Genomic DNA, 16392 nt, shown 5'->3' on the forward strand with positions numbered 1-16392 from the left:
GCGCGCCCCGGGCTCCGACGACAAGCTCGCGAGGAGAGAGCTGTGACCGAAATCGGCACGACAGTGCTGGGCTACCCCCGGATCGGACCGGACCGGGAACTCAAGCGTTCACTCGAACGCTACTGGGCGGGCAGGATCGGCGAGGCCGAACTGCTCGGCACCGGCCGCGCACTGCGCACCCGCGCCTGGCGGGAACTCAAGGACGCGGGACTGGATTCCGTCCCCTCCAACACGTTCTCCCATTACGACCAGGTGCTCGACACCACCGAGCTGTTCGGAGCGCTGCCGGAGCGCTTCACCACGCTCGGCCTCTCGCCGCTCGACACCTACTTCGCCGCCGCGCGCGGGGTGCAGGACGCGCCGGCGATGGAGATGACGAAGTGGTTCGACACGAACTACCACTACATCGTCCCCGAACTCGGCCCGGACACGACGTTCTCGCTCACCGGCACCAAACCGCTGGACGAGTACCGCGAAGCCCGCGCGATCGGCGTCGAGACCCGGCCGGTGCTGGTGGGCCCGGTGACGTTCCTGCTGCTCGCGAAACCGGCCGAGACGGCTCCGGAAGGCTTCCGCCCGCTGGAGCTGCTCGACAACCTTCTCGACGCCTACGTCGAACTACTGCGCCGTCTGCACGACGAAGGCGTCGAGTGGGTCCAGTTCGACGAGCCCGCCTTCGCCGCGGATCGCAGCGAACGGGAACTCAACGCGCTCATCCGCGCCTACCACCGGCTCGCGAAGGAGACCGCGCGGCCGAAGATCCTGGTCGCCGGATACTTCGGCGGGCTCGGACGCGGACTCGGCGTGCTCGCCCGTTCCCCGATCGACGCCATCGCCGTCGATCTCGTGTCCGATGAGTCCTTTGTGGACGCCGTCGCCGCCGAGCCCGCCTTACGGGACAAGGAGGTCTTGGCCGGTGTCGTGGACGGGCGCAACGTCTGGCGCACGGATCCGACCCGCGCGCTCAGCCGGGCGGCGACGGTGCTGGGCACCGCGAAGTCGGTCAGCGTGTCGACGTCCTGTTCGCTGCTGCACGTGCCCTACGACGTCGAACGAGAGGACGGGCTTCACCCGCGGCTGAAGGGCTGGCTCGCTTTCGCCAGGCAGAAGGTCGACGAGGTCGTCCTGCTCGGGCGTGCGTTGAAGGAAGAGGGCGTCGACCTCTCCGCCGCCCGCGCCGCGGCCACGGATCGCGCGACGGCGGCCGACCTGGCCGACAGCGGGGTCCGCGCCCGGCTGGAGGCGCTGCGGCCGGAGGACACCGTCCGCTCCCCCTATGCCCGGCGGGCGGCGGCTCAGCAGGCCGCGTTGAAGCTGCCGCCGTTGCCGAGCACGACGATCGGCTCGTTCCCGCAGACCACCGACGTCCGCAAGGCGCGGGCCGCGCACAAGGCGGGTTCGCTGGACGACGCGGGCTACGAAGCCGCGATGAAGGCGGAGATCGAGCGTGTCGTCCGGCTGCAGGAGGACCTCGGCCTCGACGTGCTGGTGCACGGTGAGCCCGAGCGCAACGACATGGTGCAGTACTTCGCCGAGCGGCTGGCCGGGTTCGCGGCCACCGACTTCGGCTGGGTGCAGTCCTACGGTTCGCGCTGCGTCCGGCCGCCGATCTTGTACGGCGACGTCTCGCGTCCGGAGCCGATGACCGTCGAGTGGGCTCGCTACGCGCAGGGTCTGACCGGCAAACCCGTCAAGGGCATGCTGACCGGACCGGTGACGATCCTGGCGTGGTCGTTCGTCCGCGACGATCAGCCGCTGGGCGAGACCGCCCGTCAGGTGGCGCTGGCCATCCGCGACGAGGTGCACGACCTGCAGGAGGCGGGCATCCGCGTCATCCAGGTGGACGAGCCGGCGTTGCGGGAGCTGCTCCCGCTGCGCGCGGCGGCGCACGAGGCGTACTTCGCGTGGGCGGTTTCTTCGTTCCGGCTGGCGACTTCCGGGATCGACGACGCCACGCAGATCCACACACATATGTGCTATTCGGAATTCGGTGAGGTGGTCAAGGCGATCGACGCGCTCGACGCCGACGTCACCAGCATCGAGGCCGCGCGGTCGAAGATGGAGGTCGTCACCGATCTCGGCGCGGCGGGCTTCGGCCGCGGCGTCGGGCCGGGTGTCTACGACATCCACTCGCCGCGTGTCCCCGGCGTGGACGAGGTCAGCGGCCTGCTGCGGACCGCCGTCGGCGCCGTGCCCGCCGAGCGGATCTGGGTCAACCCGGACTGCGGCCTGAAGACCCGCGGCTACGCGGAGGTCGAACCGGCCCTGCGGAACCTGGTCGCGGCCGCCCACACGGTCCGCTCCGAACTGGCCTGACCGGTCCGTGAAGGCCTCCTTCCCTACCCTCAAGGTAGTGAAGGAGGCCTTCACGGAACTTCCATCGAGGTATTGTCAAGGCGTCAATAAGGGTGCGATGGTGGAGCGGTAACCGGTCTCAGCGGGGAGATGGTCACCATGGCGAACGCCGTCGAAAAGGTCACCGGGGCGCTGCGCGAGCGGGTTCCGCCGCTCACTTCGATCCCCCTGCCGCGTTCGGTCGACCAGCGCTGGCTCGGCGCGACCTGGCCGGTCCGCGAACTCGCGCCCGCCCCGCCGGGTCTCAAACCCGTCCTCGGCGACGAGGGCCCGCCGGTCATCGGGCACGCGCTGGACTTCATGCGTTTCGGCATCGAGTTCGGCCTCAAACGCTACGAGACCTACGGACCGGTGTCGTGGATGGGCGCGTTCGGGCGCCGCATCGTCGCGCTCACCGGCCCGGAGGCCACCCAGATCGCGTTGGTGAACAAGGACAAGGCCTTCTCCCAGGAAGGCTGGAAGTTCTTCATCGAGCAGTTCTTCGACCGCGGCCTGATGCTGCTCGACTTCGGCGAGCACCATCTGCACCGCCGGATCATGCAGGCGGCCTTCACCCGGCAGCGGCTCACCGGTTACGTCGACCAGATGGGCCCGGCCCTGCGCGACGGTATCGCCGCGTGGGCCGACCGGCCGAACCCGCGGATCTACTGGTCCCTCAAGCAACTCACGCTCGACGTCGCGACCCGTGTGTTCATGGGCATGAGTTCCGGCGACGACGCGGCCGCGATCAACCGCGCGTTCGTGAATTCCGTGCGCGCGGGCACGGCCATCGTGCGGTTCCCCGTCCCCGGTGGCCGCTGGGCGGCGGGACTGCACGGCCGCAAGGTCCTCGAACGCCACTTTTCGGCGAACCTGCCCGCGAAACGGGCGAGCGACGGCGACGACCTCTTCACCGCGTTGTGCCACGCCACCACCGAGGACGGCGACCGCTTCACCGACGCCGACGTCGTCAACCACATGATCTTCCTGATGATGGCCGCGCACGACACGTCGACGATCACCAGCGCCGCCGCCGTCTACCACCTCGCCAAGCACCCGGAGTGGCAGGAACGCGCGCGCCGGGAGTCGCTCGCGCTCGGCGACGACGTACCCGACATCGAAGCGCTGGAGACCCTGACGACGCTGGACCTGGTGATCAAGGAAGCCCTGCGCCTGGTGGCCCCGGTTCCTTCCCTGACCAGGAAAACCGTTAAGGACACCGAGGTTCTCGGGCATTTCATTCCCGAAGGGACACTCGTCGGGATTTCCCCGACCGTCAACCATTTCTCCCCGGAGCACTGGACGGATCCGATGCGGTTCGACCCGGACCGCTTCGGCGAGGACCGCCGCGAGGACAAGTCGCATCGCTACGCGTGGATGCCGTTCGGCGGCGGGGCGCACAAATGCATCGGCCTGCATTTCGGGACGTTCGAGGTGAAGGCGCTGCTGCACGAGATGCTGCGGGCGTATCGCTGGTCGGTCCCGGAGGGCTACACCGCGCGCTGGGACTACGTGTCGCTGCCCGTGCCGGCGGACGGCCTGCCGATCCACCTGACGCCTCGGTGAACCCATGTCCACGATCGAGCACTCTTGGTAACTTCCGGTCACCACTCGTGTAGCAGCGATCACCCTTTCAGCCGGTAGACACCCCGGATCGCGCATGGTGCCGTGGCACTACACCCGGTCGGCTCATACCTAGTGTGGGTCCGTGGGCTCGGGCACCCGGTCTGAGCTGGCCATCAACCGCGCATGAAGAGGTGAAGTGTGCCCGAACCTGGTTCCGCGCCAGGGTTGGTGGACGTGGCCCGGAGATGGGCCGAGACGCTCGCTGACACTAAAGGAGTATCGCTTCCCAAGGAGCAACTCGAACGGTTCCTGCTCGGCGTCGCCCAGGACGCCGTCCGTGCCGAGCCCGAGCATCAGCCGGCGCTGCTGCGCTTCTCCAAGCTCTACTCCGCCTCTCCCATCGGGATCGCCCTCGCCGACGCCAACGGCACCATCGTGGAGGCGAATGCCGCGCTCGGCCGTCTCCTCGGCTGTCGTCCCGCCTCGCTTCGCGGCCGGGAGATCCCCGACCTCGGCTCCGCCGAACACGACGTCGCCCGCCTGCGGAACGCGCTCACGCAGCTCATGACGCACGGCCGGCCGACCCAGCAGGAACGCCTGCTGCTGACCCACAGCGAGGAAGGCCCGCTCTGGGGCGACGTGACCCTGACCGACCTCCCCGGTGACCGGCCCGGTACGACCTATCCGGTGCTGATGGTCGCCGACGCCAACGAGATCCACCTGCTGCAGGAACAACTGCGGCACCAGAACGTGCACGACGTGCTGACCGGCCTGCCCAACGCCACCGCGTTCGGCAACGCCCTCGAAACCGCGCTCGCCGGTTCCGGCGGCGAGCAGGTCGCCCTCGTCTATCTCGACATCGACGGCTTCAAGGTGATCAACGACGGGCTCGGCGCCGGCATCGGTGACCAGGTGCTGCGCGGGGTCGCGACGAAGCTCAGGTCCGTGTTCGCCGGCAGGCACGAGGGTTCCGTCGCCCGGCTGTCCGGCGACGGGTTCGCCGTCCTGCTGCGCGGCGATTTCACGCCGCCGCAGGTGATCGCCCTGGTCGAGCAGGCGCTGGAGGAACTCGCCGAGCCGATCTACCTCGGCGGGCACGGGATCGGGGTCAGCGCGAGCGCGGGCATCGTCGTCCGCCCGGTCGCCGACGGCGGCTCCGAAGACCTGTTGCGGGCCGCGGAAATCGCCCTGCACCGTGCCAAGGAGGCGGGCAAGGCGCAGTGGATGCTGTTCGACCCGGAGCTCGACGCGCGTGACCGTGGCCGCTACCAGCTCGGCGCGGTCATCGCGGGCGCGCTGGAGAACGGCGAATTCTCGCTGATCTATCAGCCGACGGTGAAGCTCGCGAATCCCGACCAGCTGGCGGCCGTCAACGCCGGGCTGCGCTGGAGCCACCCGGAGAAGGGCGAACTGGACTCCGACGAGTTCTATCCGCTGGCACAGATCACCGGGATGACCATCCCGCTCGGCCGGTGGCTGCTGGCCGAATCGCTCGCCGCCACCGCGCGATGGCGGAGCAGGTTCGGCGACGCCGCCCCCGACGTCTGCGTGCGGCTGCCGACCCGGCTGGCCATCGAGCCCGATCTGGTCCTGCTGGTCAAGGAACAGCTCGACCGGCACAACCTGCCCGCCCAGGCGCTGCGGCTGTGCACGGACCGCGATTCCGTGCTCGACGCGAGCGGCGAGGTGCTCGACTCCTTCGCCGTACTGGCCGATCTGGGCGCACAGCTGGTGCTGACCATCTCCGGTTCGGACGATCTGGAGCTCATCCCGCGGCACGGGCTGCCCGTCCGCCACGTGATCCTGTCCGGCCCGGTCGTCGACGCGCTGGCCGACGGCGAGAACGACGCCGACGTCCGCCATCTGTGCCAGCTGGTCGCCAGGGCCAAGGAGCTGAAACTGCGCATCGGCGCGGAAGGCGTCCACAGCCACGAGCAGGCCGAACGGCTGCGGCGGTACGGCGTCCTCGCGGCGCGGGGTTCGTTCATCGCGGATTCCGCGACCGGGGACGAGGTCGACGAGCTGATCGAACGGCACGCCCACTGACGTGTGTTTCTCCGGTGAACCCGCGACCGCGATCGACGTCGGCAGGACGCCGTTCGGCCTTCCACCTCAGATCGGTGGGCAGGGCGCCCTGCCACCGCGATAGCGGGGCCTTCGGCCGGGCGGGTTCAAGCGTCCGGTCACTTCCCGGCCACCCCTCAGCTCCGCCTACTGACATGACAGGATCCGTCCATGGACCAAGGTGACCTCGCCCCGGACTTCACGCTGCCCGACGACAAGGGCGAAGACCGCACGCTGTCGGACTTCCTCTCGTCCGGCCCGGTGGTGCTGTTCTTCTACCCCGCCGCGATGACCAGCGGCTGCACCGCGGAAAGCTGCCATTTCCGCGACCTGGCCGCGGAGTTCGCCGAAGTGGGCGCGCACCGCGTCGGCATCAGCCCGGACGACGTCGCCAAACAGCAGGAGTTCTCCGCCAAACACGGCTTCGACTATCCCCTGCTGTCCGATGTGGACGGTGTGGTGGCGAAACAGTTCGGCGTCTGGCGCAAATTCAGCCCGCTGCACGCCAAACGGCACACCTTCGTCATCGACACCGACCGCAAGGTGCTCGAAGTGATCAAGAGCGAGCTGAAGTTCACCGTGCACGCCGACAAGGCGCTCGCGGCCCTGCGCGAGCGCAAGACTAAGGACGCTTGAGCCGCCAGAACCGGTCGACGCCCGCGCAGGCGGGGGCGTGCGGCGGCTCGGCGGGCTCCTCGCCGATCATCGTGAACCCCAGCCGCGCGGGCACGGCGCCGCTCGCGAGGTTCTTCTCGTCGTGCCGGATCTCGACCTCCGGCGCGCCGAGCCGGAAGGCCTCGTCGGCCAACAGTTTCGCGGCCCTGGTCACGTAACCGCGGCCGGTGTGGTGGCGACCGAGCCAGTAGCCGATCTCGATCCGGTCCGGATGCGTGATCATGCCCGCGCCGCCGACGAGGTCTTCCCCGGCGAGGATCGCGAAGTCGTAGGTCTTGCCGTCGGCCCAGTTCTTCGCGGACCGCTCCAGGAAGTCGGCGGCTTCACGGCGGCCGTAACCGTAGGTGGCCCAGATCATCCAGGCGCCGAGGTGCTCGGCGGAGTCGCCCGCGACGGCGGCGAGGGTTTCGAGCTGCTCGGGCTTCCAGCGGCGCAGGGTTACGACGTCGTCGGCGAGGGTTTCGGCGGGCGCTTCCATCCGCCCATGGTGACGTGCCTCGGCTCCGGGCGCCTCCGGTTTTCGGCGCCGAACGGGTTTCGCGGGTGTCATGAAAGGGCCGTTCAGGACATCTTTCGTCCTGAACGGCCCTTTCATGACACCCGGTCGGAGGCAGCGGACGCCCGGAGCACACGAAGGCCCCGAACGCTATGAAAGGTCCTTTCCTTGCAAAATTTGCAAGGAAAGGACCTTTCATAGCGCCTGAAGCGACCCCGAGGATCAGGTCAGAATCGCGCTGTCCGGGATCTCCGTGTCGTTCTTCAACGCGTCGAACAGCAGCTTCGACTTCGTCTTGTCCCAGTTCTCCGCCGAGCCGTTGGTCACCGGCACCGTCGTGGTGACGACGCCGCCCGACGAGATCCCGCGCATCGCCAGCGCCAGCCCGACCAGGTTGTGCACGTGGTCGCCCGAATCCATGGTCAGCGCGTCCGGCGCGGTCGACAGCAGCGGGAACAGCGTGAACGGGTTCAGCAGCGTGCCGGGGCTGCCGATCTCGCTGACCAGCGCGCCGATGAACTTCCGCTGGTTGGCGACGCGGTCGAGGTCCGAACGCGGGGTCGCCTCGCTGTGCCGCATGCGGACGAATCCGAGCGCCTGCGGCCCCTGGAGGTCCTGGCAGCCCGCGGGGATCTTGATCTTGGTGAGGGTGTCCTCCATCGGCTTCTCGACGCACATGTGCACCCCGCCGATCGCGTCGACGATCTTCGCGAAGCCGCCGAAGCCGATCTCGGCGTAGTGGTCGATGCGCAGGCCGGTGGCGCCTTCGACGGTCTGCGCGAGCAGCGTCGGGCCCCCGATCGAGAACGCCGCGTTGATCTTGTTCTTGCCGTGCCCGGGAATGCTCACCTGCGAGTCGCGCGGGAGGCTCAGCAGCGTCGGTTTGACGCTGTTGGACGGGACGTGCGCGATCATGATGGTGTCGGTCCGCTTGCCGCCGCCCGCGGCCTTGGAGTCACCGGTGACCAGCTTCTCCTGCTCTTCGGGCGTGAGCCCGTCCCGGCTGTCGGAGCCCACGATCAGCCAGTTGGTGCCCTCGGCCGCGACGGGGCGGCCGGAGTAGTCGGCCAGCGCGTCGACGCGGTTGATCGAGAACTCCAGGTACACCCACACACCGGCGAGGAACACCACGAACACGGTCAGCAACGTGAGCAGCACCTTGCCGAAGCCCCAGCGCTTACGCCGCCGCGGCGGGCGCGCGTCGTCCATCGGACGCCCTGGAGGGGGCTGCGGCGGGCCTGGACGGCGCGGAGGCGGGCCGGCAGGGCGTTCCTGGCCTCCGTGCCCCATGGGCGTCGTCCGCTCGTCGTACGGGCTGCTCCCCCGGCCCGGCAGCGGCATCATCTGCGCGGGCTGGTGCCGCCGGGGGCGGCCGGACGGCGGCCGTTGTGGCGGCAGCCGTCGCCCTCGGTCGTCGCCTCCATACGTCATGCCGAATCACCCGTCCCGATCTCGCGTGTGGGGCCCAGTCAACCGCAGACCCTAGGTGAAGGACGTCCGGCACCCCGCATCGGTTGGGTGGTGCTCACCTTCCGGTTTCGGCGAATCCGAACTGGTGGACCTTGAGATACCCCGACCGGAACCCCGCTTCGGAGTACGCCAGGTAGAACTCCCACATCCGTTTGAAGACGTCGTCGAAGCCCAGTTCGGTGATCTCGTCCCACCGCTGGGTGAACCTCTCCCGCCACAGCCGCAACGTGCGGGCGTAGTCGTGACCGAACTCGCGCACCCCCTCCAGCCTCAACCGCGCGTGCTCCAGCAGGCCCTGTTCGACGGAGGTGGTCGACGGGATGAGCCCGCCGGGGAAGATGTACTTGTGCATCCAGGTGTACGAACGGGCCGCGGCGAGCATGCGCTCGTGGTCCATGGTGATGGCCTGGAGCCCCAGTCTGCCGCCCGGCTTCAGCCGCTTCCCGATGGTCTCGAAGAACGTCGGCCAGTACGCCTCCCCGACCGCTTCGATCATCTCGACACTCACCACCGCGTCGTACTCACCGGAGGAGTCGCGGTAATCGCACAGCCGGACGTCGACGCGGTCGGCGAAACCCGCCGCCGCGATGCGTTCGGTCGCCAGCTTCGCCTGCTCCTCGGAGATGGTCAGCGACGTGACCGTCGCCCCGCGCGCGGCGGCCCGGATCGAGAGTTCGCCCCAGCCGGTGCCGATTTCGAGCACCGTGCTGCCTTCGCGGACGCCGGCGTAGTCGAGGACGCTGTCGATCTTGCGGTGCTGGGCGGCGGTGAGGTCGTCGTCCGGGCCGAACAACGCCGACGAGTACATCATCGACGGGTCCAGGAACGCGCCGAACAGATCGTTCGACAGGTCGTAGTGACGATGGATGTTCGCCCGCGCGCCCTCGACGGTGTTCTCCTCGCCGACCGGGTGGCCGCGGTCGACGAAGCGGCGGAACCGCTGCAGCAACGGCGGGATGAGCGTCGCCATCCGCTCCGCGAACGGGGTCAGCACCTCGGCGAGCGCGTCGCTCGTCCAGTCGCCGACCATGTACGCCTCGCCGAAGCCGATCTTCGCGTCCACCCCGAGGCGGTGGAAGAAGGCGGCGGGACGGTTGAGCCGTATCTCGGGCGCGTCCGGGCCGCCCGCGCCCAGCTGCGAGCCGTCGGGCATCCGCACACGGACGTTCAGCGGGCGCACCGCGTGCCGGAACAACTGTTCGGCGATCCGCGCCCGGAACGGGGAATGCGGCGGGGTGGCCAATCCCGGCCACCGGGTTTCGTCGGGACCGGGAAGGCCGGCCGAACCTGCCGTCCGATCGACGCTCGACGTGGACATGGGTACTCCCTCCCGCCCGGTCTAGACCGGGATCCGCAGCCGCTCCGAGCTCGGCCGATCCCAGGCTCCGCTCAGCGTTTCGTCAGTGCCCCCGGCTTCGATCAGCTCGAGCGCGAATGCCCGTACCAGACGGTTCCAGACCCGAGACCTTCGCAGCATCGCGTGCCCCTCGCCACCGATTTCAAACCGCGCCGACCGCGATGTCACCTTTTCGGCGCGTTCGGCGAAAGCGTGTGATGCCACCGGATCCGTCATCCGGTCCTTGGTCCCGTGCGCGATCAGCACCGCGCGGCCGCCGACGGCGTCGATGGGTTCACCCGGCGGTGTCCACGGTGCCAGCGCGCAGACCCCGATGACGGCCGGATCGTCGGCCACGCGCAGGCCGACCCGTCCCCCCATCGAGTGGCCGACGAGGATCACCGGCACGCCGGGGTGATCGTCGCGGATCCGCGCCAAGGCCCAGCGCGCGTCGGCGAGCGCGTCGGTGCCGTGGTCGTTCCAGCCGTAGATCCGGTTGCGCAGCAGCCGCACCTCGACCCCGTGCCCCCGGCCCGCCCGGTGCACGTCCTTCGCCAGCGGCACCATCCGCTGGTACGCCAGCCGCCACGGCGCCACGCGGGCATGACTGTGCTCCGCGCCGCCGTGCAGTACCAGCACCACGGCTTTCACCTGGCCGCGTGCCCGCCAAGTCCGCACCGCGGGATCAGCCTCGCTCACCCTGGACCCTCCAGTCTCCGAAACCCCGGCCGCAGTGATCGGGTCAACCTCGATCATGACCCCATGTATTCCACTTCGGCGATTGGTCCACGCGATACATTCGTCGCTGATCTCCAGACGGAAGGGCGGATGTGGTGAGCACCACCGAACGTTGTGCAGACGTCGCCGAACGGCTCGCGGAGGCCGAACGGGGTAACGCGGAGCAGATCCGGAAGTCGGCCGAGCTGATCCTGGGGGTCATCCGGGCCGACGCCCTGGTGTTCACCGCCGGGGCGGGGCATTCGCTGGCCGCGGTCGCCGAGACCTTCTACCGGGCCGGCGGGCTCGCCTGCGTCTACCCGGTCTACCACCCCGAACTGCTGCCGCTGCACGGCGCGCAGCACAGCACCAAGACCGAGCGCCGCTCCGGGCTCGCCGAAGAGGTGCTCGCCGAGCGCGCCCCCGGTCCGGACGATCTGCTCGTGGTGTTCTCGACGTCGGGCGTCAACCCGTACCCGGTCGAACTGGCCGCCGGGGCGCGCAAACGCGGGGCGTCGGTCATCGCGGTGAGTTCGGCCGCCTCCGTGGCCGCGGCGCCCAAGCGCGCGGCCACGACGCTGATCGAAGAGGCGAACATCGTGCTCGACTCGCACGTCCGTCCCGGCGACTCGAGCTACCCGCCGGAGGCGCCGCGGACCGCGCCACTGTCCACAGTGATCAACGCGTTCCTCTGGAACCTCGTGCTCGCCGAGGTCGTGGACCTGGGTGCGGCGCAGGGCGTCGACATCCCGCTGTGGCGCAGCTCCAACGTGGACGGTGGCGACGAGGCCAACGCCGCGCTGCTGGCCAAGTACGGCGCGCGGGTCCCGGCACTGCGGTAGCGATTCGCGGGGACGGGCCTCTTGACTCGTCCCCGCGACGCTTCTACGGTCACATACCGACCGGTCGGTGTCCCCACGGGAGGTCAGCGCCATGACCGAGATCCACGGTGACTGCGCGGCGGGCTTCGAACCCGTCCGGGCCGCCTTCGAGGAGAACTTCGCCGGACGCGGTGAGATCGGCGCCGCGTTCTCGGTGACCCGGCACGGCGAGACCGTGGTCGATCTCTGGGCGGGCTGGGCCGATCCGGACCGGACGACGCCGTGGCGCGCGGACACGCTCACCAACGTCTGGTCGACCACCAAGGGCATGACCGCGCTCTGCGCGCACCACCTCGCCGACGCCGGCGCGCTCGACGTCGACGCGCCCGTCGCGAAGTACTGGCCGGAGTTCGCGGCCGCGGGCAAACAGGACATCCCCGTGCGATGGCTGCTCTCGCACCGCTCCGGGGTGACCGGGATCGGCGTCGACCGGCCGGTGAAGGTCGAGGAACTCTACGACTGGGACCACATCACCGGACTGCTCGCCGCGCAGCCGCCGCTCTTCGAACCGGGCACGGCCAGCGGCTATCACGCGTTGTCGTTCGGTTTCCTCGTCGGCGAGGTGATCCGCCGGGCGAGCGGCCAGGACGTCCGCGCGTACTTCGCCGAGCACATCGCCGGTCCGCTGGACGCGGACTTCCGGATCGGCCTGGATTCCGACGACGATCTGGCGCGCTGCTCCATCCTCGTCGAGCCCGTGCTCAGCGACGAGATGAAAACCGCCCTGACCGAGGCGTTCGCCAACGCCGGCCCGGCCGCCCTCGCGGCGCTGGCGAACCCGCGCGTCCAAGGCCGCGACGCCAACGATCCCGCCTGGCGGCGCGCGATCCTGCCCGCCTTGAACGGACACGGCACCGCCCGGGCCATCGCGACCATCTACGGCGCGGTCGCCTCCGGGCGGCTGCTCTCGGCCGAAGCGCTCGCGACGGCCCGCGAAGGGCAGGGCCGGGAGGCCGACGTCGTCGGCGGGCTGGGCAACGAATGGGCGCTGGGGTTCTACCTCGGCAGCGAGGAACGCGGCTTCGGCCCGAACCCGCGCGCTTTCGGGCACGACGGGCTCGGCGGCTCGTCCGGCGGCGCCGATCCGGAGAGCGGGATCGCCTTCGGCTACACGATGAACCGGATGGGGCCGCTGATGCGGGACGATCCGCGGAAGATGGCGCTGGTGAACGCGACCTTCGCCTCCCCCGCCCTCGTGAGTGGTGAGGACGGTTCTAACCGTCCTCACCACTCACGAGCCATCTGAGGGTCACGCGGCCGCAGGCTCCTCCGAGAACTGCGTCAGGTACAGCGACGCGTAGCGACCTTCGCGCGCGAGAAGCTCTTCGTGCGTCCCCCGCTCGACGATCTCCCCGTGCTCGACCACCAAGATCTGGTCCGCCGCCCGCACCGTCGACAACCGGTGCGCGATGACCAGCGCGGTCCGCCCGTCCAGCGCGTCGGTCAGCGCCTCGCCGACGGCCGCTTCGGACTGCGAGTCCAGATGCGCGGTCGCCTCGTCGAGGACGACGACCTTCGGCTGCGCCAGCAGGAGCCGGGCGATGGTCAGCCGCTGCCGTTCGCCACCGGAAAGCCGGTACCCCCGCTCCCCCACCACGGTCTCCAGCCCGTCCGGCAGCTCCCGGATCAACTCGGCAAGGCGCGCCTTCTCCAGCGCCGACCAGATCTCGTCGTCGGCGACCCCGGGCCGCGCGTACTCGAGGTTCGCGCGGATGGTGTCGTGGAAGAGGTGCCCGTCCTGGGTCACCACGCCGACGGTTTCCCGCAGCGAGGCGAAACTCAGCTCTCGAACGTCCACATCGGACAAACGCACCGAACCGGCGTCGACGTCGTACAGCCTCGGCAGCAGCGAGGCGATCGTCGACTTGCCGGCGCCCGACGATCCCACCAGTGCCACCATCTGCCCGGGTTCGGCGCGGAAGCTGATGCCGTGCAACACCTCCTCACCACCCCGGTGATCCAAAGTGGACACGTCCTCCAGCGAAGCCAGCGAGTACCGGTCCGCCGCCGGGTAGCCGAACCGGACATCGGAGAACTCCACCGAAACCGGGCCTTCGGGAACGCGTCGCGCGTCCGGCTTCTCCTCGATCATCGGCTTGAGGTCGAGCACCTCGAAAACCCGCTCGAACGAAACCAGCGCGGTCATCACGTCCACCCGGACGTTCGCCAGCGCGGTCAGCGGCGAGTACAGCCTGGTCAGCAGCAACGCCAAGGCCACGACGGTGCCCGGCGCGAGCGCCCCGGTCAGCGCCAGGTAGCCACCCAGCCCGTAGACCAGCGCCTGCGCGAGCGCGGAGACCGTGGTCAGGCTGGTCAGGAACCAGCGCGTCAGCATCGCCGTGCGAACGCCGATGTCGCGCACCCGCCCGGCCCGCGCGCCGAACTCGCCCGCTTCACGCTCCGGGTCTCCGAACAGCTTCACCAGCGTCGCGCCCGGTGCGGAGAACCGTTCGGTCATCTGCGTGGTCATCGACGCGTTGAGCCCGCCGGCCTCCCGCTGCAGCGCGGCCATCCGCCGCCCGAGCCGCCGCGTCGGCAGGATGAACACCGGCAGCAGCACCAATGCCAGCAGGGTGACCTGCCAGGACAGCGTCACCATGACCACCAGCGACAGCGCCAGCTGGATCACGTTGGTGACGAGCCCCGACAGCGTGGCGGTGAACGTGCGCTGCGCGCCGATGACGTCGTTGTTGAGCCTGCTCACCAGCGCGCCGGTGCGGGTGCGCGTGAAGAACGCGACCGGCATCCGCTGCACGTGGCGGTACACCGCGAGCCGCAGGTCGAGGATGATCCCCTCGCCGATCCTCGACGACTGCGCCCGTTCGGCCAGACCGAGCCCGGCGTCGATCAGCGCCAGCGCCGCGATCACCACGGCGAGCCACACCACCAGCTCGACGTCGTGCCCGCCGACGATCGCGTCGACCACCTTCCCGGCCAGCACCGGTGTGCTCACCGCCAGTACCGCCGAGACGACGGTGAGCACCAGGAATATCAGCAACCTCCGCCAGTGCGGCCTGGCGAACCGTGCGACGCGGCGGAGCGTGCCCTTGTGCAGCCCCTTCGGAACGTCGGCCGACTTCATCGCCGAGTTCATCAGCGTCCACGTGTTGTCCATGAGAACCCTCTCTTCGCCCCCAAAACCTCGATATTAGTCGAGAGTTTTCCCGGATATAAGCATGACCAACACCGGAGCACACCGGATGCTTCCCGGTTTCCGCGTCCTCTTTCCGGCGCAGGTGGCCACGTCGGTAGCCTGGGCCGGTGACCAAGGACCCCGACCGGCGACGACTGACCATCGATCTGGTCTTCTACACGGGCTGCCTGATCTTCGCCGTCGCGAACACGGCGGTCGCGGAATTCTACGGCTATCGCGTGTGGGCGAACTTCGCCGTCGCGGGTTACGGCCTCGCCGTGGTCCACACCGGCTGGCTGACGATCGCCGCGCGGCGCGGCAAGGCGCTGCCCGGCGCGCTCGGCTCGCGGTGGGTGGGTATCGGCGCCATCGGATTGTTCGCCATGATCCTTCCGTTGGGAATGCTCGTCATTCGCCGTCTGACCGGAGTGGACTGGCTCGTCACGCCGAACTCGTGGGCCGCGCAGCCCGAGGTCTGGGTCATCGAACGCTCGGCGAAACTCCTTCTGGAGAACGGAACCCCGTACGTCGACGTCACCGCACTCGGTCGCGCGGTGGAAGTAAACGATTACACACCATACGGTCCCGTGATGACCGTCTTCGGTCTGCCGCGCGCCTTGCTGGGCGGCGGGCCGGTCGCGAACGCCCTCACCGACGCGCGCTGGATGTTCGCGCTGGCGGCCGTCGCATGTGTACTGCTGACACTGCGGCTGCTGAAGCGGCCGAAAATCCCGGTCAGCGCGGCACAACTCGCCCTCGCCTGCCCGCTGACCGCGCTGACCTGGGCGGTCGCCGGCCCGGATCTGGCCATCGTCGGGCTGCTGGTGCTGTCCTTCGCGCTGGCCTCGACGGGCCGCGCGGTCCTGTCGGGTCTGGTGCTGGCACTGGTGGTCAGCGCGAAACTCATCGTCGCGCCGGCGATCGTGGTGCTGGGTGTCCTGTTGATCACGCGGCGTGGTCATCGCGCACTGGGCGGATTCGCCGCGGCACTCGTGGTGACGACCCTCGTCCTGCACGTACCCGTCTATCTGGTGGACCCCAAGGCGTTCGTCGAGCACGTCTTCCGGTTCCCGATGGGAATCGGCGTGATCAAGTCACCGGCGGCGAGCCCGTTGCCCGGCCACCTCATCGCCTCGCTCGGCCCGGTGGGCACGGCGGTTTCCTTCGCCCTGCTCGGGATAGCGGCCGTCGCGATCCTGGTCTGGCTGCTGCGACGCCCGCCCGCGACCGGTTCGGACGCGTTGCTGCGCATGGCCGTCGGGCTGGTCGCGCTGATCATGCTCACTCCAGCGACACGGTACGGCTACCTGGTGTATCCACTGGTCCTGCTCGGTGCCAGGCTGGCCTTCCTCGCCGCGGAAACCCGTGAAACAGCGGTCCCTGGAAAGGGAACTGCGCCCCCCGCGCAGCAGTCCGCTACTTCCTCGTGACTACTTCTTCTTGACCCTGGTGGCACCGCCACGGCCGCGCAGCTGGACGCCGGACTCCGAGAGGACCCGGTGCACGAACCCGTACGAGCGACCCGTGGACTCCGCGAGAGCGCGGATGCTCGAGCCCTTCTCGTATTTCTTCTTCAGGTCAGCGGCCAGCTTGTCACGCGTGTTGCCGGTGATCCGCGCGCCTTTCTTGAGATCAGCCACGTCGATCGCCTTCCCGCCGAGAGTGTTCTGGGCCACATAACGGCCCCTGTCGCCGCAATGATCGAACACTGAGCGCCGGA

Annotated in this window: 13 protein-coding genes; 7 read left to right on the forward strand and 6 right to left on the reverse strand. The window is 69.3% G+C overall.

The genetic code is table 11. The annotated features are described in order from the left end of the window. The first annotated feature begins 42 nt into the window (after positions 1-42). The 4 genes from metE to ACSMFO_RS06820 all read left to right on the forward strand — a co-directional run bounded on the left by metE (position 43) and on the right by ACSMFO_RS06820 (position 6600). Positions 43-2316: a 5-methyltetrahydropteroyltriglutamate--homocysteine S-methyltransferase gene (gene metE / locus ACSMFO_RS06805; protein ID WP_436457488.1), complete on the forward strand. Its 2274-nt coding sequence runs from the start codon at positions 43-45 to the stop codon at positions 2314-2316. Positions 2317-2454: 138 nt separating this feature from the next. Next, positions 2455-3900, forward strand: coding sequence for a cytochrome P450 (locus tag ACSMFO_RS06810; RefSeq protein ID WP_436457490.1), 1446 nt, complete (start codon positions 2455-2457; stop codon positions 3898-3900). A 234-nt stretch (positions 3901-4134) separates the two neighbouring features. After that, positions 4135-5946 (forward strand): putative bifunctional diguanylate cyclase/phosphodiesterase, encoded by a 1812-nt coding sequence (locus ACSMFO_RS06815; protein WP_436457491.1) that lies wholly within the window; start codon positions 4135-4137, stop codon positions 5944-5946. A gap of 189 nt (positions 5947-6135) precedes the next feature. After that, on the forward strand, positions 6136-6600 hold the full coding sequence (locus ACSMFO_RS06820; protein ID WP_436457493.1) for a peroxiredoxin: 465 nt from the start codon (positions 6136-6138) through the stop codon (positions 6598-6600). Here the strand turns inward: ACSMFO_RS06820 and ACSMFO_RS06825 are convergent. The 4 genes from ACSMFO_RS06825 to ACSMFO_RS06840 all read right to left on the reverse strand — a co-directional run bounded on the left by ACSMFO_RS06825 (position 6587) and on the right by ACSMFO_RS06840 (position 10640). After that, on the reverse strand, positions 6587-7117 hold the full coding sequence (locus ACSMFO_RS06825) for a GNAT family N-acetyltransferase (protein WP_436457495.1): 531 nt from the start codon (positions 7115-7117) through the stop codon (positions 6587-6589). The two genes, ACSMFO_RS06820 and ACSMFO_RS06825, sit on opposite strands and share 14 nt — an antisense overlap. A gap of 240 nt (positions 7118-7357) precedes the next feature. Then, entirely contained in the window at positions 7358-8566 is a 1209-nt protein-coding gene (locus tag ACSMFO_RS06830) for an LCP family protein (RefSeq protein WP_436457497.1), read from the reverse strand. A 94-nt stretch (positions 8567-8660) separates the two neighbouring features. Then, a complete protein-coding gene (locus ACSMFO_RS06835; protein WP_436457499.1) occupies positions 8661-9923 on the reverse strand; it encodes a class I SAM-dependent methyltransferase in 1263 nt (420 codons plus the stop codon). 21 nt (positions 9924-9944) lie between these two features. After that, positions 9945-10640 carry an alpha/beta hydrolase gene (locus tag ACSMFO_RS06840; protein WP_038515454.1) on the reverse strand — a complete coding sequence of 232 codons (696 nt, stop codon included), beginning with the start codon at positions 10638-10640 and terminating at the stop codon, positions 9945-9947. A 131-nt stretch (positions 10641-10771) separates the two neighbouring features. On the opposite strand from ACSMFO_RS06840, the gene ACSMFO_RS06845 reads away from it, so the two are divergent. Together ACSMFO_RS06845 and ACSMFO_RS06850 are read left to right on the forward strand one after the other, a co-directional pair. Beyond that, complete coding sequence (locus tag ACSMFO_RS06845; RefSeq protein WP_037344077.1) at positions 10772-11500, forward strand: SIS domain-containing protein; 729 nt, start codon at positions 10772-10774, stop codon at positions 11498-11500. Positions 11501-11591: 91 nt separating this feature from the next. After that, positions 11592-12785 carry a serine hydrolase domain-containing protein gene (locus ACSMFO_RS06850; RefSeq protein WP_436457501.1) on the forward strand — a complete coding sequence of 398 codons (1194 nt, stop codon included), beginning with the start codon at positions 11592-11594 and terminating at the stop codon, positions 12783-12785. A gap of 3 nt (positions 12786-12788) precedes the next feature. Here the strand turns inward: ACSMFO_RS06850 and ACSMFO_RS06855 are convergent, their stop codons facing one another. Then, positions 12789-14654, reverse strand: a complete 1866-nt coding sequence (locus ACSMFO_RS06855; RefSeq protein ID WP_436457502.1) for an ABC transporter ATP-binding protein — start codon at positions 14652-14654, stop codon at positions 12789-12791. 146 nt (positions 14655-14800) lie between these two features. Here ACSMFO_RS06855 and ACSMFO_RS06860 point away from each other — a divergent pair, with 146 nt between their 5' ends. Next, positions 14801-16102 (forward strand): glycosyltransferase family 87 protein, encoded by a 1302-nt coding sequence (locus tag ACSMFO_RS06860; protein WP_436457504.1) that lies wholly within the window; start codon positions 14801-14803, stop codon positions 16100-16102. On the opposite strand, the gene ACSMFO_RS06865 is transcribed toward ACSMFO_RS06860, so the two are convergent. After that, positions 16103-16312, reverse strand: coding sequence for a helix-turn-helix domain-containing protein (locus ACSMFO_RS06865; protein ID WP_003071237.1), 210 nt, complete (start codon positions 16310-16312; stop codon positions 16103-16105). Positions 16313-16392: the final 80 nt, after the last annotated feature.

Origin of the sequence: Amycolatopsis sp. w19, assembly GCF_051373225.1 — a bacterium.
GTDB lineage: Bacteria > Actinomycetota > Actinomycetes > Mycobacteriales > Pseudonocardiaceae > Amycolatopsis > Amycolatopsis japonica.

What these genes read in the sequence shown, in the direction of transcription:
- ACSMFO_RS06835 (WP_436457499.1), bottom strand. Translation starts at nt 9,923, where the DNA reads ATGTCCACGTCGAGCGTCGATCGGACGGCAGGTTCGGCCGGCCTTCCC.
- ACSMFO_RS06855 (WP_436457502.1), bottom strand. Translation starts at nt 14,654, where the DNA reads ATGGACAACACGTGGACGCTGATGAACTCGGCGATGAAGTCGGCCGAC.
- ACSMFO_RS06825 (WP_436457495.1), bottom strand. Translation starts at nt 7,117, where the DNA reads ATGGAAGCGCCCGCCGAAACCCTCGCCGACGACGTCGTAACCCTGCGC.
- ACSMFO_RS06810 (WP_436457490.1), top strand. Translation starts at nt 2,455, where the DNA reads ATGGCGAACGCCGTCGAAAAGGTCACCGGGGCGCTGCGCGAGCGGGTT.
- ACSMFO_RS06820 (WP_436457493.1), top strand. Translation starts at nt 6,136, where the DNA reads ATGGACCAAGGTGACCTCGCCCCGGACTTCACGCTGCCCGACGACAAG.
- ACSMFO_RS06850 (WP_436457501.1), top strand. Translation starts at nt 11,592, where the DNA reads ATGACCGAGATCCACGGTGACTGCGCGGCGGGCTTCGAACCCGTCCGG.
- ACSMFO_RS06830 (WP_436457497.1), bottom strand. Translation starts at nt 8,566, where the DNA reads ATGACGTATGGAGGCGACGACCGAGGGCGACGGCTGCCGCCACAACGG.